The 24,354-nt window shown below is 58.6% G+C and carries 26 protein-coding genes and 1 pseudogene; 13 read left to right on the forward strand and 14 right to left on the reverse strand.

Translation table 11 applies throughout. The annotated features are described in order from the left end of the window. Positions 1 to 57: 57 nt before the first annotated feature. Positions 58 to 1,692 carry a methyl-accepting chemotaxis protein gene (locus tag ACSPX5_RS08825; protein ID WP_323161366.1) on the reverse strand — a complete coding sequence of 545 codons (1,635 nt, stop codon included), beginning with the start codon at positions 1,690 to 1,692 and terminating at the stop codon, positions 58 to 60. Between the two features lie 303 nt (positions 1,693 to 1,995). Here ACSPX5_RS08825 and ACSPX5_RS08830 point away from each other — a divergent pair, with 303 nt between their 5' ends. Both ACSPX5_RS08830 and ACSPX5_RS08835 read left to right on the forward strand, forming a co-directional pair. Then, positions 1,996 to 2,826 (forward strand): undecaprenyl-diphosphate phosphatase, encoded by an 831-nt coding sequence (locus ACSPX5_RS08830; protein WP_169430311.1) that lies wholly within the window; start codon positions 1,996 to 1,998, stop codon positions 2,824 to 2,826. Then, positions 2,823 to 3,251: a DUF1294 domain-containing protein gene (locus ACSPX5_RS08835; protein ID WP_323161365.1), complete on the forward strand. Its 429-nt coding sequence runs from the start codon at positions 2,823 to 2,825 to the stop codon at positions 3,249 to 3,251. Before ACSPX5_RS08830 ends, ACSPX5_RS08835 begins: the two co-directional genes overlap by 4 nt. 2 nt (positions 3,252 to 3,253) lie before the next feature. On the opposite strand, the gene ACSPX5_RS08840 is transcribed toward ACSPX5_RS08835, so the two are convergent. Both ACSPX5_RS08840 and ACSPX5_RS08845 read right to left on the reverse strand, forming a co-directional pair. Further along, positions 3,254 to 3,613: an MmcQ/YjbR family DNA-binding protein gene (locus ACSPX5_RS08840; protein ID WP_169430313.1), complete on the reverse strand. Its 360-nt coding sequence runs from the start codon at positions 3,611 to 3,613 to the stop codon at positions 3,254 to 3,256. Then, on the reverse strand, positions 3,610 to 4,518 hold the full coding sequence (locus ACSPX5_RS08845) for a LysR substrate-binding domain-containing protein (protein WP_169430314.1): 909 nt from the start codon (positions 4,516 to 4,518) through the stop codon (positions 3,610 to 3,612). The genes ACSPX5_RS08840 and ACSPX5_RS08845 overlap by 4 nt, the downstream gene beginning before the upstream one ends. 131 nt (positions 4,519 to 4,649) lie before the next feature. Between ACSPX5_RS08845 and ACSPX5_RS08850 the strand changes: the two genes are divergently transcribed. Both ACSPX5_RS08850 and ACSPX5_RS08855 read left to right on the forward strand, forming a co-directional pair. Then, positions 4,650 to 5,261: an FMN-dependent NADH-azoreductase gene (locus ACSPX5_RS08850; protein ID WP_439821481.1), complete on the forward strand. Its 612-nt coding sequence runs from the start codon at positions 4,650 to 4,652 to the stop codon at positions 5,259 to 5,261. Positions 5,262 to 5,496: 235 nt separating this feature from the next. Further along, a complete protein-coding gene (locus ACSPX5_RS08855; RefSeq protein WP_207864390.1) occupies positions 5,497 to 6,534 on the forward strand; it encodes an alpha/beta hydrolase family protein in 1,038 nt (345 codons plus the stop codon). A 3-nt stretch (positions 6,535 to 6,537) separates the two neighbouring features. On the opposite strand, the gene ACSPX5_RS08860 is transcribed toward ACSPX5_RS08855, so the two are convergent. Next, positions 6,538 to 7,725 carry an MFS transporter gene (locus tag ACSPX5_RS08860; protein WP_439821482.1) on the reverse strand — a complete coding sequence of 396 codons (1,188 nt, stop codon included), beginning with the start codon at positions 7,723 to 7,725 and terminating at the stop codon, positions 6,538 to 6,540. Between the two features lie 138 nt (positions 7,726 to 7,863). Continuing rightward, entirely contained in the window at positions 7,864 to 9,450 is a 1,587-nt protein-coding gene (locus ACSPX5_RS08865; RefSeq protein WP_169430318.1) for an ABC-F family ATPase, read from the reverse strand. A gap of 514 nt (positions 9,451 to 9,964) precedes the next feature. On the opposite strand from ACSPX5_RS08865, the gene ACSPX5_RS08870 reads away from it, so the two are divergent. Both ACSPX5_RS08870 and lpxO read left to right on the forward strand, forming a co-directional pair. Then, on the forward strand, positions 9,965 to 10,441 hold the full coding sequence (locus ACSPX5_RS08870; RefSeq protein ID WP_243433207.1) for a hypothetical protein: 477 nt from the start codon (positions 9,965 to 9,967) through the stop codon (positions 10,439 to 10,441). A 568-nt stretch (positions 10,442 to 11,009) separates the two neighbouring features. Continuing rightward, the gene (lpxO, locus tag ACSPX5_RS08875; protein ID WP_169430320.1) at positions 11,010 to 11,909 is read left to right on the forward strand and encodes a lipid A hydroxylase LpxO; all 900 of its coding nucleotides are present in this window, start codon (positions 11,010 to 11,012) and stop codon (positions 11,907 to 11,909) included. A gap of 40 nt (positions 11,910 to 11,949) precedes the next feature. On the opposite strand, the gene ACSPX5_RS08880 is transcribed toward lpxO, so the two are convergent. Beyond that, the gene (locus tag ACSPX5_RS08880; RefSeq protein ID WP_439821483.1) at positions 11,950 to 12,810 is read right to left on the reverse strand and encodes a Ku protein; all 861 of its coding nucleotides are present in this window, start codon (positions 12,808 to 12,810) and stop codon (positions 11,950 to 11,952) included. 193 nt (positions 12,811 to 13,003) lie between these two features. On the opposite strand from ACSPX5_RS08880, the gene ACSPX5_RS08885 reads away from it, so the two are divergent. After that, positions 13,004 to 13,327 (forward strand): hypothetical protein, encoded by a 324-nt coding sequence (locus ACSPX5_RS08885; protein ID WP_169430322.1) that lies wholly within the window; start codon positions 13,004 to 13,006, stop codon positions 13,325 to 13,327. 50 nt (positions 13,328 to 13,377) lie between these two features. Continuing rightward, the gene (locus tag ACSPX5_RS08890; RefSeq protein WP_323160354.1) at positions 13,378 to 14,523 is read left to right on the forward strand and encodes a PQQ-dependent sugar dehydrogenase; all 1,146 of its coding nucleotides are present in this window, start codon (positions 13,378 to 13,380) and stop codon (positions 14,521 to 14,523) included. A gap of 5 nt (positions 14,524 to 14,528) precedes the next feature. Here the strand turns inward: ACSPX5_RS08890 and rimI are convergent, their stop codons facing one another. Further along, positions 14,529 to 15,632, reverse strand: a complete 1,104-nt coding sequence (rimI, locus tag ACSPX5_RS08895) for a ribosomal protein S18-alanine N-acetyltransferase (RefSeq protein ID WP_439821484.1) — start codon at positions 15,630 to 15,632, stop codon at positions 14,529 to 14,531. Positions 15,633 to 15,724: 92 nt separating this feature from the next. Between rimI and ACSPX5_RS08900 the strand changes: the two genes are divergently transcribed. Together ACSPX5_RS08900 and ACSPX5_RS08905 are read left to right on the forward strand one after the other, a co-directional pair. Beyond that, on the forward strand, positions 15,725 to 17,299 hold the full coding sequence (locus ACSPX5_RS08900; RefSeq protein ID WP_323160356.1) for a RimK family protein: 1,575 nt from the start codon (positions 15,725 to 15,727) through the stop codon (positions 17,297 to 17,299). Positions 17,300 to 17,306: 7 nt separating this feature from the next. Next, on the forward strand, positions 17,307 to 18,230 hold the full coding sequence (locus tag ACSPX5_RS08905) for a magnesium transporter CorA family protein (RefSeq protein ID WP_169430326.1): 924 nt from the start codon (positions 17,307 to 17,309) through the stop codon (positions 18,228 to 18,230). Here ACSPX5_RS08905 and ACSPX5_RS08910 read toward each other — a convergent pair. Beyond that, positions 18,211 to 18,549 carry a DUF2834 domain-containing protein gene (locus ACSPX5_RS08910; RefSeq protein WP_439821485.1) on the reverse strand — a complete coding sequence of 113 codons (339 nt, stop codon included), beginning with the start codon at positions 18,547 to 18,549 and terminating at the stop codon, positions 18,211 to 18,213. The genes ACSPX5_RS08905 and ACSPX5_RS08910 overlap by 20 nt on opposite strands. Positions 18,550 to 18,799: 250 nt before the next feature. On the opposite strand from ACSPX5_RS08910, the pseudogene ilvA reads away from it, so the two are divergent. Then, positions 18,800 to 19,789: pseudogene (gene ilvA, locus ACSPX5_RS08915) on the forward strand (threonine ammonia-lyase, biosynthetic); the annotation flags it as partial. A gap of 26 nt (positions 19,790 to 19,815) precedes the next feature. On the opposite strand, the gene eco reads toward ilvA, so the two are convergent. Beyond that, complete coding sequence (eco, locus tag ACSPX5_RS08920; protein WP_207864374.1) at positions 19,816 to 20,301, reverse strand: serine protease inhibitor ecotin; 486 nt, start codon at positions 20,299 to 20,301, stop codon at positions 19,816 to 19,818. Positions 20,302 to 20,672: 371 nt separating this feature from the next. Between eco and ACSPX5_RS08925 the strand changes: the two genes are divergently transcribed. Further along, entirely contained in the window at positions 20,673 to 20,942 is a 270-nt protein-coding gene (locus tag ACSPX5_RS08925; RefSeq protein WP_207864367.1) for a DUF1652 domain-containing protein, read from the forward strand. On the opposite strand, the gene ACSPX5_RS08930 is transcribed toward ACSPX5_RS08925, so the two are convergent. Further along, positions 20,939 to 21,337, reverse strand: a complete 399-nt coding sequence (locus tag ACSPX5_RS08930; RefSeq protein ID WP_207864365.1) for a hypothetical protein — start codon at positions 21,335 to 21,337, stop codon at positions 20,939 to 20,941. The genes ACSPX5_RS08925 and ACSPX5_RS08930 overlap by 4 nt on opposite strands. 91 nt (positions 21,338 to 21,428) lie before the next feature. After that, entirely contained in the window at positions 21,429 to 21,698 is a 270-nt protein-coding gene (locus tag ACSPX5_RS08935; protein WP_207864364.1) for a DUF2790 domain-containing protein, read from the reverse strand. 493 nt (positions 21,699 to 22,191) lie between these two features. Here ACSPX5_RS08935 and ACSPX5_RS08940 point away from each other — a divergent pair, with 493 nt between their 5' ends. Then, a complete protein-coding gene (locus ACSPX5_RS08940) occupies positions 22,192 to 22,488 on the forward strand; it encodes a hypothetical protein (protein ID WP_323160361.1) in 297 nt (98 codons plus the stop codon). Between the two features lie 150 nt (positions 22,489 to 22,638). Here ACSPX5_RS08940 and ACSPX5_RS08945 read toward each other — a convergent pair whose 3' ends face one another. The 3 genes from ACSPX5_RS08945 to ACSPX5_RS08955 all read right to left on the reverse strand — a co-directional run bounded on the left by ACSPX5_RS08945 (position 22,639) and on the right by ACSPX5_RS08955 (position 24,297). Continuing rightward, complete coding sequence (locus tag ACSPX5_RS08945; RefSeq protein ID WP_323160362.1) at positions 22,639 to 23,172, reverse strand: hypothetical protein; 534 nt, start codon at positions 23,170 to 23,172, stop codon at positions 22,639 to 22,641. A 140-nt stretch (positions 23,173 to 23,312) separates the two neighbouring features. Next, a complete protein-coding gene (locus ACSPX5_RS08950; RefSeq protein WP_439821486.1) occupies positions 23,313 to 23,750 on the reverse strand; it encodes a sel1 repeat family protein in 438 nt (145 codons plus the stop codon). Positions 23,751 to 23,769: 19 nt separating this feature from the next. Continuing rightward, on the reverse strand, positions 23,770 to 24,297 hold the full coding sequence (locus ACSPX5_RS08955) for a hypothetical protein (protein ID WP_439821487.1): 528 nt from the start codon (positions 24,295 to 24,297) through the stop codon (positions 23,770 to 23,772). Positions 24,298 to 24,354: the final 57 nt, after the last annotated feature.

The following is a 24,354-nucleotide window of genomic DNA, read 5'->3' on the forward strand; positions in this document are numbered from 1 at the left end:
GAGGGGGCGGATTGTACCCAAAAACCGGTGGGCGTGAGCGCCCACCGGTGACTGAGATCAGACACGGAATTGACGCAGCAATCCGTTCAATTGCTCGCTCAACTGACCGAGTCGCACGCTGGCCAGGCTTGACTGCTCGGCCGCCAGCGCCGTGCTGTGAGACAGGCCCGCCGCCTGAGTAACGTTCTGGTTGATGTCCTCGACCACGTGCGCCTGTTGCAGGGTCGCGCTGGCGATCGAGGCGTTCAGACCGTTGAGGTTGCGCAACGCCTGGCCGATGGCATTGAGACTCGCCCCGGCCAGTCCCGCCTGCTCGATAGTCAATTGCGAAGCCTTGCTGCTGTCGCCGATCACCTTCACGGCGGCCTCTGAATGGTTTTGCAGACGCTCGATCATCGACTGGATTTCCGCCGTGGATTTCTGCGTGCGTTGCGCGAGCAAACGCACTTCGTCAGCTACCACCGCAAACCCGCGACCCTGTTCACCGGCACGGGCTGCTTCAATCGCGGCGTTGAGGGCGAGCAGGTTAGTCTGCTCGGCAATCGAGCGGATCACTTCCAGCACGCTGCCGATCTGCGTGCTTTCGGTCGCCAGCGTGCGGATGACTTCGACGGCCTGATCGATGGTGCCGGAGAGCTTGTCGATCTGTTGCAAGCTGCCGTCGATGTTGACCTGGCCCTGTTGAGCCTGGGCTTCTGCGTCACGCATTTCGCTGGCGGCGTGTTCGGCGTTCTTCGCAACATCCTGCACGCCGTAGGTGACTTCGTTGATGGCGGTCGCCACCAGCTCCATCTGCTGCGACTGTTGCTGGCTGCGCTGCTGGGCCTGGGTTGCGTCGTTGCCCAGCTCCCGCGACGACTCGCCCAGCGCGCTGGCGGACACCTGCAAATCGCCGATGACCCGGCGCAGCTTGGCGGTGAAGGCATTGAAGTGATGCGCCAGTTGCGTGACTTCGTCCTGGCCATGGGTATCGAGGCTGCGGGTCAGGTCGCTTTCGCCGCTGGCGATGTTGGCCATGGCGTTCACGGTTTCCTGCAAGGGGCGGACAATGCTGCGGGCAATCAGGATCACCAGCACGCCCATGATCAGTGCGATGACCAGCCCTACAACGGACGCCTTGATCACCTGGCCCTGAAACTCGGCCTGCACATCGTCGACGTAGACGCCGGAACCCAGCACCCAGCCCCATGGCTCGAACAGTTTCACGTAGGAGGTCTTGGCCACCGGCTCGCTGGCACCGGGTTTCGGCCAACGGTAATCGACCATGCCGGCGCCCTTGGCCCTGGCAATGGCAACCATTTCGTTGAATACCGCAAAACCGTCCGGATCGCGAATCGCCGAGAGGTTCTGGCCTTCAAGCTTGGGATTGGTCGGGTGCATGACCATCACGGGTGTGAGGTCGTTGATCCAGAAGTAGTCGTTCTGATCGTAGCGCAGGCCGCGAATCGCGGTCAGCGCCTGTTTCTGGGCGGCGTCGCGGGTCAGGGTCCCCGCCGCTTCCAAGCCTTGGTAGTAGGCCAGCAATCCACTGGCGGTCTGCACCACATGCTGGGTTTTCTGGGCCTTGGCGTGATACAGGTCATCGTGGATCTGCTTGAGCATCAACAGGCCCAGGGTCAGCAGCATGACCACCGCCACAATCAAGATGAGCCACAAGCGTCGGCTGATCGACACACTGCGCAAGCTGTTCATAACGCTGTCACTCCGGTTTTTTTTCTTGTAATAAATCACCGCCAGCATCCAAGCACGTTTCCGTGCCCGGGCATACGCGACCCAAGTCGTAGAGCGCGGCAGCGCTATTACGGCTTGTCTGATAGGATTTCGGCCCCGTGCGTGAAAACCTGAATCCAAGTTGCCATTTCACGGAATTTTGACCGTTTCGTGTGGATCCTTGGCGCGCGGAATCGGTACAGCGACAAACAGCTACGCTGAACGCAGTGAACGTAAAAAAATACTATCGGGGCATGCCTGAGCGCATCGCTCTTTGGGGGATTGATGGACCTTTGGACCGCCTTGCAGGCACTGATTCTTGGAGTTGTAGAAGGGCTGACGGAGTTTTTGCCCATTTCCAGTACCGGACACCAGATCATTGTTGCCGACTTGCTCGATTTCGGAGGCGAGCGAGCGATGGCGTTCAACATCATCATTCAGCTCGGCGCGATTCTCGCAGTGGTCTGGGAATTTCGACGCAAGATTCTCGACGTGGTCATCGGCTTGCCGACTCAGCCGAGCGCCCGGCGCTTTACCGCCAACCTGCTGATCGCCTTCCTGCCCGCCGTGGTGCTCGGCGTGATCTTTGCCGATCTGATTCACAAATACCTGTTCAACCCGATCACCGTGGCCGCGGCGCTGGTGGTGGGCGGGATCGTGATGTTGTGGGCCGAGCAGCGTCAGCATGAAGTTCACGCTGAAACGGTCGACGAAATTCGCTGGACGGATGCGCTGAAGATCGGCTTCGCCCAGTGCCTGGCGATGATCCCCGGCACCTCGCGCTCCGGCTCGACCATCATCGGTGGCCTGTTGTTTGGCCTGTCGCGCAAGACCGCCACCGAGTTTTCGTTCTTTCTGGCGATGCCGACCATGGTCGGTGCGGCGGTGTATTCGGGCTACAAGTATCGCCACCTGTTCGTGCCGGCCGACTTTCCGGTGTTCGCCATCGGTTTCGTCACGGCGTTCATATTCGCCATGATCGCGGTGCGTGGCTTGCTGAAATTCATTGCCAGCCACAGTTACGCGGCATTCGCCTGGTACCGGATCGTGTTCGGTCTGTTGATTCTGGCGACCTGGCAGTTCGGCTGGGTGGACTGGGCGGCGGCCAGGGCATGAGTGATTCCCGCGCACGTCGTCCGGATCGCGGCTCGTCCGGCGGCCGCATCCAGCACCTCAAGTTGAAGCTGTTCGTGCTGCTGATCGTCTGCGCGTTGCCGCTGTTCGGCTCGCTGTCGATGTGGTTGCGCGGGATTTCTCGCGTGCCGCTGGCGGCCTACGGGATTGTCAGCGTGCTGGCGTTCTTCCTGTACTGGGCCGACAAGCGCAAGGCCCGCGCCGATGCCTGGCGCACTCCGGAAAACATCCTGCACGCCGTGGAACTGGCGGGTGGCTGGCCGGGCGCGTTGATCGCCCAGCAGGTCTTGCGGCACAAGACGCGCAAGGTGTCGTTTCAGATTTTGTTCTGGGTGATCGTTGCGCTGCACCAGGTGTTCTGGATCGATCAGTTGTTCCTCGGTTCGAACCTGCTGGCGTTGGGGTAGAGCTACAGCAGCAACCCGACCCGGGTTTTCTTCGGCAATTTGCTCACCACCAACTGGTGAGAACGTTGCAGTAACCCTCGCAGTTCCTCGGCGCCCAAGGGGTAGGGCGGGTGCATGATGATCCATTGTGCCCGCGCCAGATAAGGCGCCGGGTGAATGCCCGGCCGGTCGCAATGACCGAGAAACAGGTCCTTGTCGACCTTGAACGCCAGCGACTCACCGCGCAGCCCCTGCAAGGCGAACATCTTGTTGCCGGCAATCGAAAACACCCGCACACCGCCCCATTTGTAGTCTTCCCGGGCGCCGGGCAATGTCAGGCAGAAATCCGCAACGTCCGCTTCGCTCATCTTTCCTTGTTTCATAACAGCCGTTCTCCACAGGCATTGAACGATTCCACCAAATGATCGATCCAGGCACGCACCGCCGGCATCACCCCGCGTCGATGCGGGTATACGGCTTGCAGCCAGCCGCCGGGCAACGACCAGTCCGGCAGCAATTGCACCAGCGTGCCGTTGTTCAGTTCCGCTTCGCAATACATCATCGGCAGCAGGGTGAAACCCTGGCCGGCCAGCACGCAGGCCTTGCGTACGATGAAGTCGTCGATGCCCAGCCGGGCTTCCAGCGCCAGATCGCAACTCTTGCCGTGCTGATCGAGCAGGCGCACATGCACCATGCGATCGGCTTCCAGCGCGCCCAGCACCGGCAGGGCTTTGAGGTCCTGCGGATGATTGATTTCCACGCCCTGTATAAAGGAAGGACTGGCGACGACCACCATCTGTGCCTGGCGCAGACGGCGGGTCACCAGCATCGGCTCTTCGTCGCCGTGTTCGCGCACGCGCAGGGCCACGTCGATGCCTTCAGTGATCAGATCCACGCGACGATTGATCAAGGTGACTTCCAGTTGCACCTGCGGGTATTTGCCGAGGAAGTTGCTGATCACCACCGGCAGCATTTCATGGGCCAGCCCCGTCGGACTCGAAACCCGTAAACGGCCACGGGGCTCGCTGGACATGCTGGCCACCGTTTCATCGGCCATTTCCGCTTCCAGCAGCATCGCCTGGCAGTGACGCAAATAGCGCTCGCCAACCGCAGTCAGCTTCAACTGGCGGGTAGTGCGTTGCAGCAGGCGCGCACCGAGGCGTTCTTCCAGTTCGGCAATGCGCCGCGACAGGCGCGACTTGGGAATGCCGAGCAAGCGGCCGGCAGCAGCGAATCCGCCGGCCTCGACCACTTTGGCGAAATAGTAGAGATCGTTGAGGTCTTGCATGTGGGGCGAATCCAACTGTTCTATCGGTGGGACGAACTATCGCATTGTTGCCGTCTAATCAGCTATTGGTTTCGTAGGTAGGATTGTCTCCATTCCGTCGCCACCGGCGATTCTTTCCAGGAGATTCCACTATGAAACTGCTGCACATCGATTCAAGCATTCTGGGCGACAACTCCGCTTCCCGTCAGCTGAGCACCGAAGTCGTGAAAGCCTGGCAAGCCGCCGAACCAAGCGCTGTCGTGACTTACCGCGACCTGGCCGCCGACGCCATCAGCCACTTCTCATCGACCACCCTGGTGGCCGCCGGCACCGCCGCTGAACTGCGCAACGCTGCACAACAGCACGAAGCCGAACTGAGCGCCAACACCCTGGCCGAATTCATCGCGGCTGACGCCATTGTCGTTGCCGCGCCGATGTACAACTTCACCGTGCCAACCCAGCTCAAGGCCTGGATCGACCGCATCGCCGTCGCCGGCCAGACTTTCCGCTACACCGAAGCCGGCCCTGAAGGTCTGTGCGGTGGCAAGAAAGTGATCATCGTATCGACTTCGGGCGGCATCCACGCCGGTCAGGCCTCGGGCGTGGCTCACGAAGACTACCTGAAACTGGTCTTCGGCTTCCTCGGCATCACCGACATCGAAATCGTCCGTGCCGAAGGCCTGGCCTACGGCGAAGAAGTTCGCAACAACGCCATGAGCGCGGCCCACGTCCGCATCAGCGAGCAACTGTTCGCCGCTGCGTAAGGCTTTCGTAAAGAACAGCTCTTGTTCAGGCAACACCCAAAAAACTCTGTATTCTGGTTCTGCAAGGGCCAGATACGGAGTTTTTTGTGTCTGACTGTTACATAATCTGGCCCGGGTTATGCAGTCTTACGATCAACGTCTGAGTGCAGCGCCGCGCCGGATCACCGAACCTCGGAGTTTCGGGCGTCGAACACAACGGATCTTTCGATTGAGTAACAACAGGGTGGGGCATCCCATGATGCGTCTTTGTGCAACGTTACTGATTTGCCTGCTCGGCAGCCTGAATTCAGTGCACGCAGCCCCCGGCCAGTACCCACGCTGGAGCGTCGGTTATCACGAGATGACGTTCCTCGATCCGCTCGACCTGCAACCGATGCGTGCCATCGCGTTCTATCCCTCCAGCGACCGCGAGCACATGAGCCTGATCGAGGGCTATTCGGTCGAGGCCGGCGAAGACACCAAAATCGCCCTCGGCCGCTTTCCGATGCTGATGCTGTCCCACGGCAACACCGGTACGCCGCTGGCCCTGCACGATCTGGCCACATCCCTGGCCCGCAAGGGCTTTGTGGTGGTGGCGGTGATTCATCCCGGTGACAACTCCAGGGATCACAGCCGCCTCGGCACCTTGAGCAATCTTTATGGCCGGCCGATCCAGATTTCCGAAGCCATTACCGCCACCCTTGGCGACCGCATGCTGGCGCCGTTCGTCAACGCCGACCAAGTGGGCGTCATCGGTTACTCGGCGGGGGGCGAGACCGCGTTGATTCTCTCCGGCGCGCAGCCTGACCTTGATCGCCTGCGTCGTTACTGCCAGGAACGTCCGGATGATCGCGACGCCTGCAACACCCAGGGCGAACTGATCGTCGATCGCGATGACCTGCAACCGGTGGCCGACCCGAGAGTCCACGCCTTGCTGTTGATGGCGCCGCTGAGCCTGAAATTTGGTCGGCACACCCTGGCCGACGTGCATGTGCCGGTGCTCCTGTACAGCGGCGATGGCGACAAACTGGTGGCGTTCGACAAGAACGCCGCCGCCCTGGCGCGCAAACTGCCGACTGCGCCAGACTTCAAGTTGCTGGCCGGTGCGGGACACTTTGTGTTCATGGCGCCGTGCAATGAAGAGCAGATCCGTGCGATGCCGGCGCTGTGCACCGATGCTGACGGGGTGGATCGTGAAGACATTCACCGCAACCTGATTTCCGAAGCCGGGCGGTTCTTCTCCCATGCACTGGGCAAGCCTTCCCGGGCGGGGATGCAGACGGCGGATCAGTAAGCGTCAGGCCATTGCCCGACGCTTGAGCCACAAGGTCAGCGCCAGTCCGGTCACGGACAGCAGTGCTGCGACCAGGAATATCCTCGAATACCCCAGATTCAGCGCCACCGCGCCCATCAACGGCCCGGCGACCGCCAATGCCAGATCGAAAAACACTGCGAAAGCACTCAACCCGGCACCACGGCTGGAGTTGGGCACCTGCTGGATGGCTTCAACACCCAGCGCCGGGTACACCAGCGACAGCCCGAACCCTGCCATCCCCGCGCCGATCAGTGCGTAACCAGTCGAGGGGGCAAGCCACAGCAACAACAGCCCGACGGTTTCGATGCTCATGCAGGCGATGGCCGAAGCAAAGCCGCCGAATCGGGCGATGGCGCCAATGAACAGAAGCCGCGACAGGATGAAGCACACGCCGAACACCGTCAGGCAGTAGGCCGCGCCGCTCCAGCCGCGATTGAGGTAATAAAGGGTGATGAACGTGGTCAGGGTGCCGTAACCGATCGAGGCCAGGCTCAAACTGGCACCGAACGGCGCAATCCGCCCGAATACCGCCCAGAACGGCAACCGCTCGCCGCGCACCACCGGTACGGAGGGTTTGTTGCGGATCAGCAGCAGGGCGCCAGCGGCCAGTACCGACAGCGCGATACCGAGGCTGGTAAACCCGTAGTCGGCCACCATCAGCACACCCAGCGGCGCTCCGATGGCAATGGCGCCGTAAGAGGCGATGCCGTTCCAGCCGATGGAGCGGGCGGTGTGCTCTGCACCGACCTGGCCCATGCACCAACTGATGGTGCCAACACCGATCAGGCCCTGCGCGATGCCGAGCAGCAGACGCCCGGCAATCAGAATGATCAGGCTCGCCAGCGGGACGTCCTGCAGCAGCGTGGAAACGAGCGTCAGCAAACCGCTGAGCACGATTCCCGACAAGCCATAAACGATCGCCCGTTTGGTCCCGACGGTGTCCGACATGCGCCCGGCCATCGGCCGGCTGAGCAGGGTTGCCAGGTATTGCGATCCGATCACCAGACCCGCGATGACGGCACTGAAGCCCAGTTGTTCGTGCACATAGCCTGGCAACACGGCAATCGGCAGGCCAATGCAGAGGAAGGCGATAAAGGTGTAGAAAACGATGGAGACGATCTGCAGGGTGATCGCCATGGAGCTTTGCGGTGGCTGTTGCTGCGCAGACATGAGGGCTCGTTCGCGGGCGGCGGTGGGAGAGTCCGCATCATGGCTTGGCGGTGAAATAAAAGAAAGCAGGCTAACTATCTTTCCCGGACGCAATAAAAAGCCCCGCCATGGGGCGGGGCTTTCGACTCTAGGCCGCTATCAGAACACGACGCCCTGGCTGCGCAGGTAATCGTCGTAGGTGCCGCTGAAGTCGGTCACGCCGTTCGGGCTCAGCTCGATGATGCGCGTGGCCAGGGACGATACGAACTCACGGTCGTGGCTGACGAAGATCAGCGTGCCCGGGTAGTTTTCCAGCGCCAGGTTCAGCGCCTCGATCGACTCCATGTCCAAGTGGTTGGTCGGTTCGTCCATCACCAGTACGTTCGGCTTTTGCAGGATCAGCTTGCCGAACAGCATGCGACCTTGCTCACCACCGGAGATGACCTTTACCGACTTGAGGATCTCGTCGTTGGAGAACAGCATGCGGCCCAGGGTGCCACGAATCACTTGCTCGCCCTGAGTCCACTGACCCATCCAGTCGAACAGGCTCACGTCGTCTTCGAAGTCGTGGGCGTGGTCCTGAGCGTAGTAGCCCAGTTCCGCGCTTTCGGTCCACTTCACGGAACCGGCGTCCGGGGTCAGTTCGCCCATCAGGGTGCGCAGCAGGGTGGTCTTGCCGATACCGTTCGGGCCGATGATCGCTACGCGTTCGCCGGCTTCAACGGTGAAGCTGAAGTTCTTGAACAGGGTCTTGCCGTCGAAGCCCTTGGACATCTGCTCGATGGTCACGGCCTGGCGGTGCAGCTTCTTGGTCTGTTCGAAACGGATGAACGGGCTCACGCGGCTCGATGGCTTGACCTCGGCCAGCTGGATCTTGTCGATCTGCTTGGCGCGGGAAGTGGCCTGCTTGGCTTTCGAGGCGTTGGCCGAGAAGCGGCTGACGAACGTCTGCAGTTCGGCAATCTGGGCTTTCTTCTTGGCGTTGTCCGACAGCAGTTGCTCGCGGGACTGGGTCGCCGCGGTCATGTACTCGTCGTAGTTGCCCGGGAACAGACGCAGCTCGCCGTAGTCCAGGTCGGCCATGTGGGTGCAGACGCTGTTCAGGAAGTGACGGTCGTGGGAAATGATGATCATGGTGCTGTTACGCACGGTGAGGATCGATTCCAGCCAGCGAATGGTGTTGATGTCTAGGTGGTTGGTCGGTTCGTCGAGCAGCAGCACTTCCGGATCGGAGAACAGTGCCTGAGCCAGCAGAACACGTAGCTTCCAGCCCGGCGCGACTTCGGACATCGGACCGAAATGCTGTTCCAGCGGAATGCCCAGGCCCAGCAGCAGTTCACCGGCGCGGGATTCAGCGGTGTAGCCGTCCATTTCGGCGAACTCGGTTTCCAGCTCGGCCACGGCCATGCCGTCTTCTTCGCTCATTTCCGGCAGCGAATAGATACGATCGCGCTCGGCCTTGACCTTCCACAGCTCTTCGTGACCCATGATCACAGTGTCGATCACGGTGAACTCTTCGTAGGCGAACTGATCCTGACGCAGCTTACCCAGGCGCACGTTCGGCTCGAGCATCACCTGGCCGGCAGACGGCTCCAGATCGCCGCCGAGGATTTTCATGAACGTCGACTTGCCGCATCCGTTGGCGCCGATCAGGCCATAACGGTTGCCGTTGTTGAATTTCACCGAAACGTTTTCGAACAGCGGCTTTGCGCCGAACTGCATCGTGATATTAGCTGTGGAGATCAATTGCTTTACCTATCAATGGGTTGCGAGCCGCACATTTGGCGCTTGGGCCACTTCTGGGGCATTTTGGAGCTTTTTCTTCCCGGGCACGGTCACCGTCAGCGTCGAGCCAGCGGGCGTGGGGCGAGAGCAGCCTCTGGACGCAGCGTCCAAGCTGTTGGGCAATAAAGGCGGGATTCATGCCAGACATTGCGCGCATTGTCGCATAAGTAATGCGGCAGTTGTATGGCGGACGATAACGAACCTGCGGCCCGCCCGGCGGCGTCGCGTCCTTCGGTCACTCCGCGCAAGCGCTAATACCTGCAATTTCGTCCAGGTTTCAACAAGGGATTTTTTCACTGAGGAGCAGCCCGCCGGGTTCGGATGTTTCCTGACCATTTCACGGGTAGCAATAGCGACATGTTCTCACCCACTTTATATGTGAGGTATCGCTACCTTGTTTTATCGCTCGTGGTTGAACTCGATGTCCCCGAGTGCGTCCTAGATGGCAGTAAAATCAACCCTTGTGGATGCCATCATGCGTTTCAAAAGTAAAAACCTCGTTGCCGTCATGTCGTGCGTAATGATGTTTGCTGCGGCGCCGTTACTGCCTGCCGGACTGTCCGTCATGGCTTCTGCCTATGCCAAGGATGGCGGTGGTCATGGTGGTGGTAACGGTGGCGCGGGTGGCGGTGGCGGCAGTCACGGTGGTGGTGTCGGCGGTGCCGGGCATGGCGGCGATAGCGCCGGGCACTCAGCCAGCGCTTCCAATAATGGTCGTGCCGAAGGCCAGGAGGCGGATCATGAAGGCAGGGCCGTTCGGGATCACGGCGTGAGTGGTCAGCACACGGGACGTGACCACAACGCTGATCGTGGACACGGTACAGCGACTTCAGGTGTTGCACATTCTAAAGCGACACGGGGCTTGTCGAAGGCGACGGCGATCTCGGCTACAACGCCAGGCGATCACAATACCAAGGGATTGAGCAAGGCCAGCCTTTCCACCTCCAAATAAACGCGATTCACAATTCGCCAGGTCGATTGGTTTCATTAAACCTCTGGCCTGGCGGATCACCCGTATCTCGCTTCAGCATTTGCGGCACTCTGCTCCAGTCCCCCCGGGCCATTCGTTTGTTGTGGCCGGGTTCCCATCTGTTCCGATCCTGAATCGTCCTGCCAAGCACACGCGCATTCAGAGACAAACTCTGCAGTGCTCTTCTGATTTCTTCGGTTCCAGGAAATCAACGCCTCAAGCTGCCTTCAGCACCACGTCTGGCGCGCTGCCGCCACTTCTTTTCGTCGAACTCAATCTGCCGTAATGCTGATGTCACTGGCATGGCTGGCGCGCGCGTGATCGCAACGGCTGCCGTTTGGCCGAATCAGCGGACAGTTTTTCACAGATGAGGTTCACCATTGGTTACAAAGTATGGCTAAAATGCCATCCGATCACCCAATAGCCGCTATCGGCAAGGGCTCAAGGAAGTGCCACCGGGACAGTATTTGTATTCATGCCACTGCATCAGACCCTGAGCCAATGGCCGGCAGGCGCGCAGTTTGTTCATTTTTGACGTGTGACGATTTCCGTGAAACTCATCATTGCTGCTATTTATGTCATTTCCATTGCATACGTACACCTGCGCGGTCGTGTGCGTCACAAACTGGGCCGTCAGTTGAGCGACCACTCGACGTTTCTCGCGCCGATCAACTGCTTCCTTTATCTGTTTTCGAAGAAACCGAACAAACCCTACCTCGACCCGAAGGACTTTCCCGATCTGAGCCCGTTGCAGGCCCATTGGGAAGAAATCCGCGAGGAAGGTCAGAATCTGCTGCGAGCCGGTGCGATCAAGCGCTCCAACCAGTACGACGATGTCGGTTTCAACTCCTTCTTCAAGACCGGTTGGAAGCGTTTCTACCTGAAATGGTACGGCGACAGCCATCCGTCGGCGCTGCAACTGTGCCCGCGCACCACTGAGCTGGTGCAGAGCATCGGTTCGATCAAGGCGGCGATGTTCGCCGAGCTGCCACCGGGGTCTAAACTGGTGCGTCACCGTGACCCGTATGCCGGTTCCTACCGTTATCACCTGGGGCTGGAAACGCCGAACAACGCCGGTTGCTACATCAACGTCGATGGCGAGAACTATCATTGGCGCGACGGTGAAGCGGTGATGTTCGACGAGACCTACATTCACTACGCGGAAAACACCACCGACCAGAACCGCATCATTCTGTTCTGCGACGTCGAACGCCCGATGAAGTATCGCTGGGCCGCCGCATTCAATGGCTGGTTCAGTCGTACCGTGATGTCGGCGGCGGGTGCACCGAACGATGCGGGCGACCGCACCGGCGGTATCAACCGCTTGTTTACCAAAATCTACAAGATCCGCCTGCGTGGCAAAGAGCTGAAAAAGCGCAATCGCGCGCGTTACTACCTGGAAAAGTGGGCGATCTTTGGTGGTCTGCTGGCGATCTTCATTCTGATCTGATAGATCGGGCGACTGTTGAAAGACAGTCGCCCGATTTCATTTACGAGGCATTTCTGGTTTTTTTGGCCGTCGTTGTCTTGCTGGCAGCCTTGGCCTTGGGTTTGGCGGCAGCCTTGCCACCCAGACTGCGCTTGAGCAGTTCCGTCAGATCGATCACATCCGCAGACTTGCGTTCTTCTTCGCCATCAACGGTCTCAACGTCCTCGATCTTGCCTTCATGGGCCTTCTTGTCCACCAGGGCCATGATCTTGTCCTCGAACTCGTCGCGGTAATCCTCGGGATTCCAGTCGGCGCTCATGTCTTCAACAAGCCGTTTGGCCATGTCCAGCTCGGCTTTGGCCAACTGGGGTTTGGTCACTTCGCTGCCCAGCGCCAGTTCGTCCAGGCTGCGTACTTCCTGCGGCCAGCGCAGTTTCACCAATACCAGCGCAGACTCCAGTGGCATCAACGCCGCCAGATACTGGCGTGTGTGTAAAACCACCCGGGCGAGGGCGACCTTGTGGGTTTTGTTCAGGGTTTCGCGCAGCAGGGCGTAGACCTTGCCGCCGCGCTTGTCGGGCGCCAGGTAGTAGGGCGTGTCGATGTTCTGCAGCGGGATCTGCGCGCTGTCGACGAAGGAAAAAATATCGATGGTCTGGGTCGAAACCGGGTGCGCCGAGCGAATCTCCTCCTCGCTGAGCACCACATACCGGCCTTTTTCGAATTGCACGCCTTTGACAATGTGGTCCTTGGTGACTTCCTTGCCGGTGACCTTGTTGACCCGTTTATAGCCCACCGGGTCCATGCTGCGGCTGTCCAGCCAGTCAAAGTCCACGCCCTGCGACGAGGTGGCCGAGACCAGCGCCACAGGGATGTGCACCAGACCAAAACTGATTGCGCCTTTCCAGATTGCCCGAGCCATGGTGCTGTTCTCCGAGTGATGTTCGGGTGACCTGTTTGCCAGCGCAAAAGTTTCTGTTGTTTGCGGGGTCGGCGGTAAACGGCAGGTCAAGCCGTGTTACATCTTGTTTAGCGGTGACGGGTTAACAAATCCGAACCCTCGGCGTAGCGTGGACTCGAAGGCTCTGACCCCAGCGCATCGAGAGAGGCCGTTCATGAACCGTTTTCTGTTTGGCATCACATTGCTGGCCCTCACTGGCGGGCTGGTTCACGCCGATACTCTGCGGCTGGCGCAAAGTCCGACCGGCAACAGCAGCAATCCCTACAACAGCCCGATTCACCGGGCCAATCCCAACAGCATGCAGGGCACCCAGCCTGCCAATCCGGTGATCCGCGGGCCGAATACGGCGCCAGTGCCGCGCCAGCCTACCGTCGAGAACGGCGGCATCGGCAATGGTCAGCCATTGCGTTCGGTGCCGAGCACACCGCCGAAATTCATTCCCAATCCACCCGCCCGTGACGGCGACAGCAACCGTTGAATGGCAGAACCGTTTCTGTCAGCCCTTCAAACGAACAAAAGGAATCGTGCATGTTGCGTAAAACCCTTTTAGCCGGTTTGTGTGCCAGCGCAGTGATCTGCGGCCCGGTATCCGCCGCTGCTCCCAAAGCGCTGCAAAGCGAACAGGGCACCCTTGAAGTCACCACCATTACGCAGGGTCTTGAGCATCCGTGGGCCCTGGCGTTCCTGCCGGATCGTCAGGGCATGCTGGTGACAGAACGTCCGGGCAACCTGCGGGTGGTCGGGGCTGACGGCAAGCTGTCGGCGCCGATCGATGGCGTTCCCAAGGTCTGGGCCAAGGGGCAGGGCGGATTGCTGGATGTGGTGCTGTCGCCGGACTTCAAACAGGATCGGCTGGTGTACCTGTCTTACGCTGAGGGCGGTGGTGCCGGTGACAAGGCTGGCACGGCGGTAGGGCGCGGGCGTCTGTCGGACGACCTGAAAACCCTGAAGGATTTCAACGTGATCTTCCGTCAGGAACCGAAATTGTCGGTCGGCAATCACTTCGGCTCACGCCTGGTGTTCGACCGTGATGGTTATCTGTTCATCACTCTCGGCGAAAACAACGACCGCCCGACCGCGCAGGATCTGGACAAGCTGCAGGGCAAAGTCGTGCGGATCTATCCGGACGGCAAGGTGCCGGATGACAATCCGTTTGTCGGTCAGTCCGGTGTCCGCCCGGAGATCTGGTCCTATGGCCATCGCAACCCGCAGGGGGCAGCGCTCAATCCATGGACCGGCACTTTGTGGGAAAACGAACACGGTCCTCGCGGCGGCGACGAGGTGAACATCATCGAACGCGGAAAAAACTATGGCTGGCCGCTGGCAACCCACGGCATCAACTACTCGATGCAGCCTATTCCGGAAGCCCAGGGTAAAACCGTCGAAGGCACCGTCGCACCGCATCATGTCTGGGAAAAATCACCGGGTGTCAGCGGTATGGCGTTCTACGATGGCGACCGCTTCAAACCCTGGCAGCACAACGTGTTCATCGGCGCGCTTGTCACGCAGGAGCTGATCCGCCTGCAGTTCGATGGCGACAAGGTGGTGCATGAAGAACGTCTGCTGGGCGACCTGAAGCGACGGATCCGCGACGTCCGGCAAGGGCCGGATGGTTACCTTTATGTGCTGACGGACGAGTCCGACGGTGCGCTGTACAAAGTCGGACTCAAATGAACGCGTCATACAGGTGAGCGGGCGTAGAGCACCACTGCTGCCCGCAGCTTGCCCCGGCCGAACCGACACATTTTTTCGAACTCCCCTTGGCTGACCGGCACATGCTGGCAGTCCATGGGCTGGCGATGCTGGCTGTGGTCGACATCCGGGTCATGCAGATAAACGAAGTCTTCGTCGCAGTCGGTGACGATCACCCAGTGCGGTGACTTGGAGCGAGTCAAACGATAGCTGCTGATCAGCACCAAAGGTTGCCCGCCGGCGTTGAGCAGGCGGGGCAAATCCAGTGTCGTGCCGATGATTTGATCGACATCGGTGTCGTTCAGCTGTGCCATGAACTCGTCATGCACCAGGCGCATGACGTCTTTTTTATGCATGTCACGCACGCCGTCGAGAAACAGCGGCCCGGTCATGCTCAGCTGCAAACGCACGCGAAACCCTCTGCGCCATGCAGCCAAAGCCAGCCCTTGAGGGCTGCAGCCACCATGACCGGCGGTCATGAACACCGTGGTTGCTTCGCGCCAGAGCTGCAATTCTTCGCGACGCTCCAGCACACGAGCTGCCTGCAAGGCACCCATTGCCATCAGCAAGCAGGCCGGACCGCAGGTGAAATCGGTGGTCTGCCGGTAATAGGGCACCTTGATGCTGCGTGAGTCGTGGTGTTGCAGAATGCGCTTTTCCAGACGCAACGCGTCCGCATGGTCTTCGTAGTAGTCGTGAATCAGCGCAAAGCGCCGATAGCCACTGCGTTCGTACAACGCGATGGCGGCGGGGTTGTCAGTGCGCACCTCCAGCCGCAGGTAAACGCAGTCGTGCTCAAGGGCACAGGCCTCGATGCGCTGCAGCAATTGCTTGCCCAGGCCTGCACCCCGGGCATCGGGGGAAATGGCAATGGAATACAACCGCGCAAGTGACGTGCCCCGATGAAACAGCACCAGCGCATAACCCAGCAGTTGACCTCCGCGTTCGGCCACCCACAATTGGCCGTGGGCGCGGGTGATCATCCATTGAAAGCTGCGGCGGGTGAGCCGGTCCGTGGTGAAACAGTGCATTTCCAGTGCCAGCAGCGCCGGTAAATCATCAACTGTCGCCAATCGAAAAACAGTGTTCATATGACCGCCGTAAAAGTTGCGTAACGAAACGGGACTTTCGAAAAAGTTCGTGCTTAATAGAAAAGGTCTTGTTCTCCAACGGATCAATTTCTATGTCAGCGGTACAGGGTCATTGGCGCGAAGTATCCATTCAAAGTTTGCCACCGGCAACTTATTTAAAACCGCAGGTCAGAACTTCCAGTCAAGTGAAAATTATCGTCGAACGCAAGGAGGACTGGGCCTCGTACTTTCCCAGCGAAGACATCCTGACGGCCCAGGAATATCTCGAACAACCGCCCGACAGCGAGCCGGGAAAACGGGTGCAGGTGATCAACCTGTGCCGCAGCTACAAGTATCTTGGGCACGGCTACTATTGCTCGCTGCTGGCTGAAGCCCGAGGGCACAAGGTGATTCCGTCGGTACGCACCATCAGCGAGCTGACCCGAAAATCGCTTTACGGTCTGGCGCTGGACGACCTGGATAAAACCCTGGAAAAAGCCCTCAGTCATCATCTCTACAACGACACTGAAGGTTTTACGCTGACACTTTATTTCGGCAGAACGCATATCGAACCGTTACAGGATCTGGCCCGGCAATTGTTTGAAGTGTTCCCGTGTCCGATTCTGTTAGTTGAATTCCGTCGAACTAACGGATGGCACATCGAAGGCATAAAGTCCGGTGCCCTGCACAAGTTGCGCGACGATCAGGAAGATCAGTTCGCCAATGCGCTGGACGGTTTCAGCCGCAAGATCTGGCGTGTACCGCGTTCGCCGCAAGTGGCGCGTTATGACCTGGCAATCCTGCACGATCCGCAAGAAGCCTTGCCACCGTCCAATGCCCGCGCACTGGAAAACTTCGTGCGAGTCGGCAAAGGCATGGGCATCGATGTCGAGCTGATCGAACGCAAGGACTACGCACGGCTGGCCGAGTACGACGGCTTGCTGATCCGCGAGACCACCAGCGTCGACAACCACACCTACCGCTTCGCCAAGAAAGCCGAGAGCGAAGGGCTGGTGGTGATGGACGACCCGACGTCGATCCTGCGCTGCACCAACAAGGTCTATCTCACTGACCTGCTCAACAGCCATCAACTGGGCATGCCCGCCACGGAAATTCTCTACAAGGAGCGACCCGAAGACTTCGAACGGGTCGGCGAACGCCTCGGTTTTCCGTTGGTGCTGAAGATCCCGGATGGCTGTTTCTCCCGTGGCGTGATCAAGGTCGAGAGCCAGGAGGCTTTGCTCGAAGCCACCGCCGAACTCTTCGAACACTCGGTGCTGTTGCTGGCCCAGGAATTTTTCTACACCGAGTACGACTGGCGCATCGGCGTGCTCAACCGCAAACCGATCTTTGCCTGCCAGTACTTCATGTCCAAGGGCCACTGGCAGATTTACAACCACAAGGCCAAGGGCCAGGACGTCAACGGCGAATGCCGCACGTTGGCGATTCACGAAGCACCGCGTGCCGTAGTGGAGCTGGCGGTGAAGACCGCCAACCTGATCGGCGACGGTTTGTACGGCGTCGACCTGAAACAGGCCGGCGACAAAGTGGTGGTGATCGAGGTCAACGACAACCCGAACCTCGACGCCGGCATCGAAGACGCTTACTTGCAGGACGATCTGTATTCGTTGGTACTGGAAGAGTTCGTGCGCCGTCTCGAGCTCAAACGCCGTGGCCAGGCCTGGTGACCGGCCGATGATCAACAGCTTTGCACTGAGCCAGGGCGCCCTGCAGCGGGTCGAACGGCTGGACGCCGAGGTGATGCTGTTCAGCAACCCTGACGCCGCCGAGCGTGACTTGTTGCACAGTCATTTCAAGCTCGATGAACACGCGCTGGCCTCGGCGCTGGACCCGGACGAGGTGTCGCGGATCGAGTTTCACCCGGATCATCTGTTCCTGATCTGGAAACGCCCCGAGAACTATTCCGGCGGTGGCAGCCTGGCGTTCGAGGTGTCGTCCTGCGGTTTGCTGTTTTCACCGAGCCAGTTGCTGGTGATCGCCACCGACGACACCCCGCTGCACGGGCTCGGCACGGGCCGGCCACTGAATGCGCCGCTGGATGTGTTGCTGGACCTGTTGTTCAACAACATCCATCACTACCTCGGGCATCTGAAGGTGATCAAACTGGTCGCCCGGGAGTTGCAGCAAAAATTCAACGCCTCGATGCAAAACCAGCATCTGGTGCAGATGTTCAACCTCAGTGAAAGCCTGATCTATTACATCAATGCCCTGCACAGCAACGGCGCGGTACTGACGCGGCTGCGCAATCACGCACAGAAACAACATTTCGACAGCGACGTTCTCGGCCTGATCGACGACCTGATCATCGAAAACAACCAGTGCTACAAGCAGGCGGAAATTTACTCCACGGTGTTTTCCGGGCTGATCGATGCCCGGGGCAACCTGATGAACAACAGCATGAACAACCTGCTGCGCAAGCTGACGCTGATCAACGTGGTGTTCCTGCCGCTCAACCTGATCGCGAGCATTGGCGGCATGTCTGAATTCAGCATGATGACCGCCGGCACGCCGTGGTGGGTGTCGTACCCGTTGTTCCTGGCGGCGATGTTGCTGGGGGCGGGCGGGATGCTGTTCGGGCTCAGACGTCTGGCGAAATGACCGGGGCCGGGCGTTTGCGATCCTGCAGGCCCCGGACCACCAGGTACAACAACGGCCCGACCGAAACAAACACCGCCGTCAGCAACAGATAAGGCACCACCGACCAGCCCGACTGCCCGCGCTTGCGCGCATCCTTGAACATCCAGACACCGGCCAGCGTTGCCAGCAGATAAAGATCGATCACCACTTGCGCGGTGTCCGGCCGCGACATCAGGCTGATGCCGAAGTCGATCAGCGATTGTTCGGCTTGCAGCATCACGCTAACGGTGTAGCCGCTGAACGCGATCAAAGCGGTGAGGGGCAGGGCGATGGACATCATGCGTTCCTTCCTTGGTCAGATGTGCGAAAGGCCAGCCTACAGACTCGCTGCAAAATTCGCCATTGACTTGCCAGCAACGCCCGGGCTAATTTCCAGCCCATGACTTCCACCGTACTGCGCTGCCAGCCAAGCATTATTACCGCCATTCCTCATTTGGCGGGCTAGCTCACGACTGCAGCACCCAACCCGCCCTAGAGGCGGGTTTTTACTTTCTGTCTCCGGGGTTCTGAATAAAAGTCAGGAGACGACCATGCGCCACAGCCCCGACCAGCAAGCCTTGCTTGAACAGTACGTGAAAAAGATCCTCGCCGCGCCGGTGTATGAACTGGCGGTGCGCACACCGCTGCAACCTGCGCCGGCCCTGTCCGGAACACTGGGCAACAGGATCCTGCTCAAGCGCGAAGACCTGCAACCGACGTTCTCCTTCAAGATCCGTGGTGCCTACAACAAACTGGTGCAGCTGAGTGATGAGCAAAAGGCGCGCGGGGTAATCACGGCGTCGGCGGGCAATCATGCGCAAGGCGTGGCGCTGGCGGCAAGGGAACTGGGCATTGCCGCGACCATAGTGATGCCGGCAACCACGCCTGAGTTGAAAGTGCTGGGCGTCAGTAGTCGCGGAGCCGAGGCGCTATTGCATGGCGAAAGCTTCCCCTTTGCCCTGGCCCACGCGCTGCAACTTGCCGAGCAGACATGCCGAACATTCGTCTCGCCATTCGACGATCCCGATGTGATCGCTGGCCAGGGCACCGTCGCCATGGAAATCCTGCGCGAACACCAGGGCGCACTGGACGCGATCTTCGTTCCGGTGGGCGGTGGCGGGTTGATCGCGGGCATCGCGGCGTACGTGAAATACCTGCGGCCGGAGGTGCGGATCATCGGTGTCGAGTCGGAGCACTCGGCCTGCCTGAAGGCTGCCATGCAAGCGGATGAGCGAGTGGTGCTGCCCAACGTGGGCACTTTCGCCGATGGCGTGGCAGTGGCGCAGATCGGCGCCTATGGATTCGAGGTCTGTCGCTTCTGCGTGGATGAAGTGATCACCGTCAGCAACGACGAACTCTGCGCGGCGATCAAGAACATCTACGACGATACCCGCTCGATCACCGAGCCTTCCGGCGCGTTGGCGGTTGCGGGCATCAAAAAGTACGTAGCGCAGACCGGCGCACGGAATCAGACGCTGATCGCCATCGATTCCGGTGCCAATATCAACTTTGACAGCTTGCGTCACGTCGCCGAGCGAGCGGCGGCGTGTGGTGTTGTGGCTTGAGATTATTCGGGAATGGCCACGCCAATCTTGTCGGAAGCCGACCAGATACGGAAACGCACTTCAACGTCCTGCGGTGCGTAAACCACGATCGGCAGTTTGCTGTTGTAGCGAACGGTGAAGCCGTCACCGATCACCGGTACGAACGCGCGTTTTTTCTGAGTGCCGGGCGGGCAGGCCATCAGCGTGCTCATCGGGCCGCTGACTTTTTCCAGGCGGTAGAACGGATAGCCCCAGCCTTCCAGGTTCTTCTCTTCAAGGGTGCCGCCCAGACGCTGGCGGTTGCAGTCCACCTCGAGGGTCTTGCCGGCAAGAATTTCGACTTTGAAGTTTTCTTCCTGGGCCTGTTGCGGCAGATGGATCACCTGGCGCGTGAAGCCCGCTTCGGCCTTCGGATAAGGCGCGGTGTCTTCAAGTTTGGCGGCGTGGGCGAGGGTGGACAGGCTGGCGAGCATCAGGCCGGCGGTCGCGTAAACAGTGAAATTTCCCATTGAAGCCTCCTGGCGGGTGTACGTTGGTTGACGGGCATTCTCACTGTCACAGGCGATGAATGCAAACCGCCAGCCGCTTGCAAATTGCAGTGCCTGCACAATCGAATCTTGCATTTTGCAACTGGCCAGTTGCCTGTCTTTTTGCCAAGCCATTGATTTGCAAGGAGGTGAATGCGACCCGATGAAAGGCACGTTTTATGCGTCGATTTGGTGCGGCGCACCGAGTTCGGGCGCCTACACTCCAATGGGCATTTCGCATCACAGCCGCTTGTCACACCCAAGGATTCAGCGGGGATACACCCGTGGGAAGCCGTGGCAACGGTCGACGTGAATACTTGATTGGCAGTCTCACAGTAAGGAGAGGTTTCGCCATGTTTCTGTCTGCCTTGGAACTCCGCAACATCATTGAAAGCAGCTTTCTGCCGAAGCGCTGCCAGTGCACGCTGTCCCCGGATCTGTCGATGACCGTCAAGGTCTATGGCGATCACCAGACCGATCAGGTTGAGCTGCAGGTGAGTGGCATCGATGCCAGTCACTTGAACAGCTGTCGCGAAATCAATGGCCTGATTGCCGGGTTGCGTTCTGATCTGGCGCAAAACGCGACAAGTCAGCCCTATACCCCGCGATCGAAAGTCGTTTAACGCACCGTTTCACCCAGTTCGACCGTCACGCGCCGGGCCTGCAAGAAGCCAAGGCCCAGCGCGAACTCGACCAGCACCGCGAGCAGAATCCCGGGGCCGGCGTGGCCGTTGAGCCATTCAGCGAACCCCAGCACCGCCAGACCAAAACAGCCGACGATAAAACCGTTGTTCATTGCATTGCGCGCGATCGACACCGGCGCGTTGCGCACCAGATAAAACATCACTCCCAACGCCGCGAACAGCACCGCCATGCGTCGTGCGACAAATCCTGCTGCCTCGGAGTATTCAATGCTCCAGATCGAAAGCAGTACTTGCGGTACGAGGCCCCAGGCCAGCGCCAACATAAAACACAGGGAAAAGGTGATGGTCGACAACGTGCGAAACGACAACTGCATGGCGAATCCTTGCGGCAGTGAGGAGGGGCCCCGAGCATACCCCTCGAGACCTGTGCTCGCCTACCGCAAAGGCGCAAATCAGAGCTTTCTGTCAGTTCTGGAAGTTGCAGGCGTCAGACATTTTCCGGTAACTGATTTCCTCGGGTTTGCCGGCGTTGTCGAGGTACTTCATGTCGGCGGTAATGACCTTGCATTGCTGCGTCTGCGGCTCGGTCATCGAGATCACTTTGCTGACGTGCAGCGGCATGCCGTATTCGTAAGGCACAGCCTTGGCGTTGGTGGACGTGTCATTGGCCTGGGCCAGCCCGGCAAACGCGGTGCAGGCGAGGGCGGTGGTGAGCAGGAACGGACGAATGTTCATGGAGGGACTCCGTGCGACGGAAAGAAAGCCCGGCGTGAAACACGCCAGACCTGCCGCACTGGGCGTCAGCATCAGCTGAGAACGTGCGGATGAGTAGAGTCTTTGACCACGGCGTTAAGCGAGGGTTAACCCGGCTGAATGCCGGCTGTCTGAAGGGGGATTGTTTCTCGGGGGATTCTCGGCGCCTTCCTACAGGAACCGGTGCCTTGTCTGCTTCCGGTGGCTGGAGCGGGGCGGTTATGGTTTTGGTGTCGCTGCAAAATCAGAGACTTAGGTTTGGTCACCTAACGTAATCACCTGTGCATGTGTGCCATTATTCGCCCGACGGACATTCGTGTCCGTGGAGTGCATTGCTGTGGCGGCTGTGTGCAGGGTCGCCTTCGGGCGAGCCGAGTCAGGTGGTTCTCGGTTGACCAAGCCTGTACACAGTCCGCCTCCCCATCGTTTGGTCACGGTGCTGGCGGTTACTTTCAAGCTGCCTTGAGTAATTCCAATGCCAATCCTGAAATTAAGCTCCGCCCGCTATCTCCCGCTCAACAGCGGCGTCACCGACAGCGCACCGCTGGTCATCGACACCGAAGCCAACCCCCAAGATATTTTCGAAGCCGCCGTCCAGCGCGTACGCGCCGCCGCCGACCTGCTCGAAACCCTGCATTGCCTGTGCTTCAAACACGCCGATGTCCAGGACATTCCCCACATCACCCATGCGCTGTACCTGCTGGCACAGGACGGCAATGATTTGCTGCAGGTTGCGCAGCAGAAAATGTTGAACTGGCAGGCTCCGGTTTGATTGTTATCACGACGGCCTAGCATTCACGGGCAGAAAACTTGAATTATCTGCCCGTGCTTTCGCCGGTTCAAAGTAGCTAACAGAGCAATTTAGACTCTCACGGGGAGTGACCCTACGATCGAATAGAACGCGAAGCCCAATGCAGAGTCGTTATTTGAGATCGATGACTTTGAAACCTTTTTTATCGGGTACCGTATTCACTCCCTTGGGTTCTTCCGGCTGGCCTTTTGGGGTGATGTAGTCGTAAACGACAAATTTTTCGGGGATTTCATAGCCATCGTTGGGAATGACCAGGCGCATCTCCCGAGCACTCAGGTACAAAGAAACCGGCAGGGCCTTTTCGGCAAAATCGATGCGTTCCAGCGTTCCGCTGTCTGGATTCTTGCGTAAAACGGCGCCCTTCAAATAGGGAGAGCCATAGTTCATGGCGTAGATCAAAACGGAGCCCGTGCATTTTGCCAATGCAATTTCACCGACGAAGTCCGAGTCGGGCATGTCAGTGAAGGCAGTTTCTGTCTGGTTGTTGAGTTTTACGAAGAGTCGCTGCCCGTCCTCATTTGAAGCGGACAGCAGTGAGGCAGTGGTTCCATCTGAAAGCGGGCAGTCCAGTAGCGTTTTCTTCGTTTCGGCGAAAGCAGGAAGGCACGCTAGAGCGAGGACAAAAGCGAATCCGGCTTTTATCATTTCAATGTATTCCTCAAAACATCCATCGAGTTGCGCTCTTTCGCGTTGTCCACATCGACCAATTCGCCGGGAGCACGGGATCCATCAATTGCAGGCTGGCAAACAGGCAGAAGTCTGCCGGGCCGACTAGCCTTCTGCGCTCACTGTGTCCAAAAACCTGACTTTTCTGGAAAGAAAGAAAGAGGTGGATGTGTAGCTTTCCATTCAGTAGCGTATTTTTTTGCTTCTTCAATTTGGGTGGAAGTCATCTTTTCTGCAATTGCAGGAAGCTTTCCTTCAACATAGGATTGGATATTTCCTCCGCCATTAAGTTCTTGAAGTTGTGATATCAATGCATAATCTTTTATTAGGTCAATTGGATATCCAACTTTGTCAGGAGTGTGAGCAACGTACGCCCCATAACTACTGACCCCATTTACATATCCGGTTTTGGCTGCTGCCTCCAACCAGTACCGAACGCCTTCAAGATCATTTCGCTCAGAAAGAATAGTGCTGTACTCCATCATCGCCTTGGGAAATCCACCCTCGGAGGCACTTTTCAATAATTCCTCTTCTGCGTCTTTACGCTTCCATGGCAATAAAAATGTGTCTTCGCCATCAGCGTAACGAGTGGCGAGTAACCATTGTCCAGGAGCATAGCCTGCTTTGGCTGCCTTCTTTAGCCCACTCTACGTTGGCTGTCGCATCATACAAGACCACCATTGCTTCGCCGCTACCGTTCAACGCCAGTGGCTCTGCTGTTTTTATCAGCAGTTCATGCCAGTCACTGGGTTTTTTAGTACCTGCAGGACACTGATTTATAACGGAGCATAGATCTCCAGTGGTGGTAGCAAGTTTGAACATCGCATAATAGTTACCTTGGGATGCTGAGGCTTCGTACCATTTTTGCGACTCGGTTGTCATTCGCTGCTTTTGTAGACGCAGCTCTTCGCCTAAATAAAATTGAGCTTCCGCATCTTCAGCTTCTGCTGCAATACGTAATTCGGGTTCGGCTGTTTTATATTGATTGAATAGTGCAATTCCGCGCTTTTTCGCGGCTTCTTGATCAGGAGTGAGCTGTGCGAAAGCGTAGTTTGAAAATATTAATGCAATCAACGCCATGGATTTTATTAGTGTGCGTAACATCTTGCTTCGTCCTTCTGTGTATTGCATCCTCTTAACTGTTTTTCCACATGTGACAAA

Source organism: Pseudomonas sp. HLG18 (assembly GCF_051903985.1).
GTDB classification, from domain to species: Bacteria; Pseudomonadota; Gammaproteobacteria; order Pseudomonadales; family Pseudomonadaceae; genus Aquipseudomonas; species Aquipseudomonas fluorescens_BT.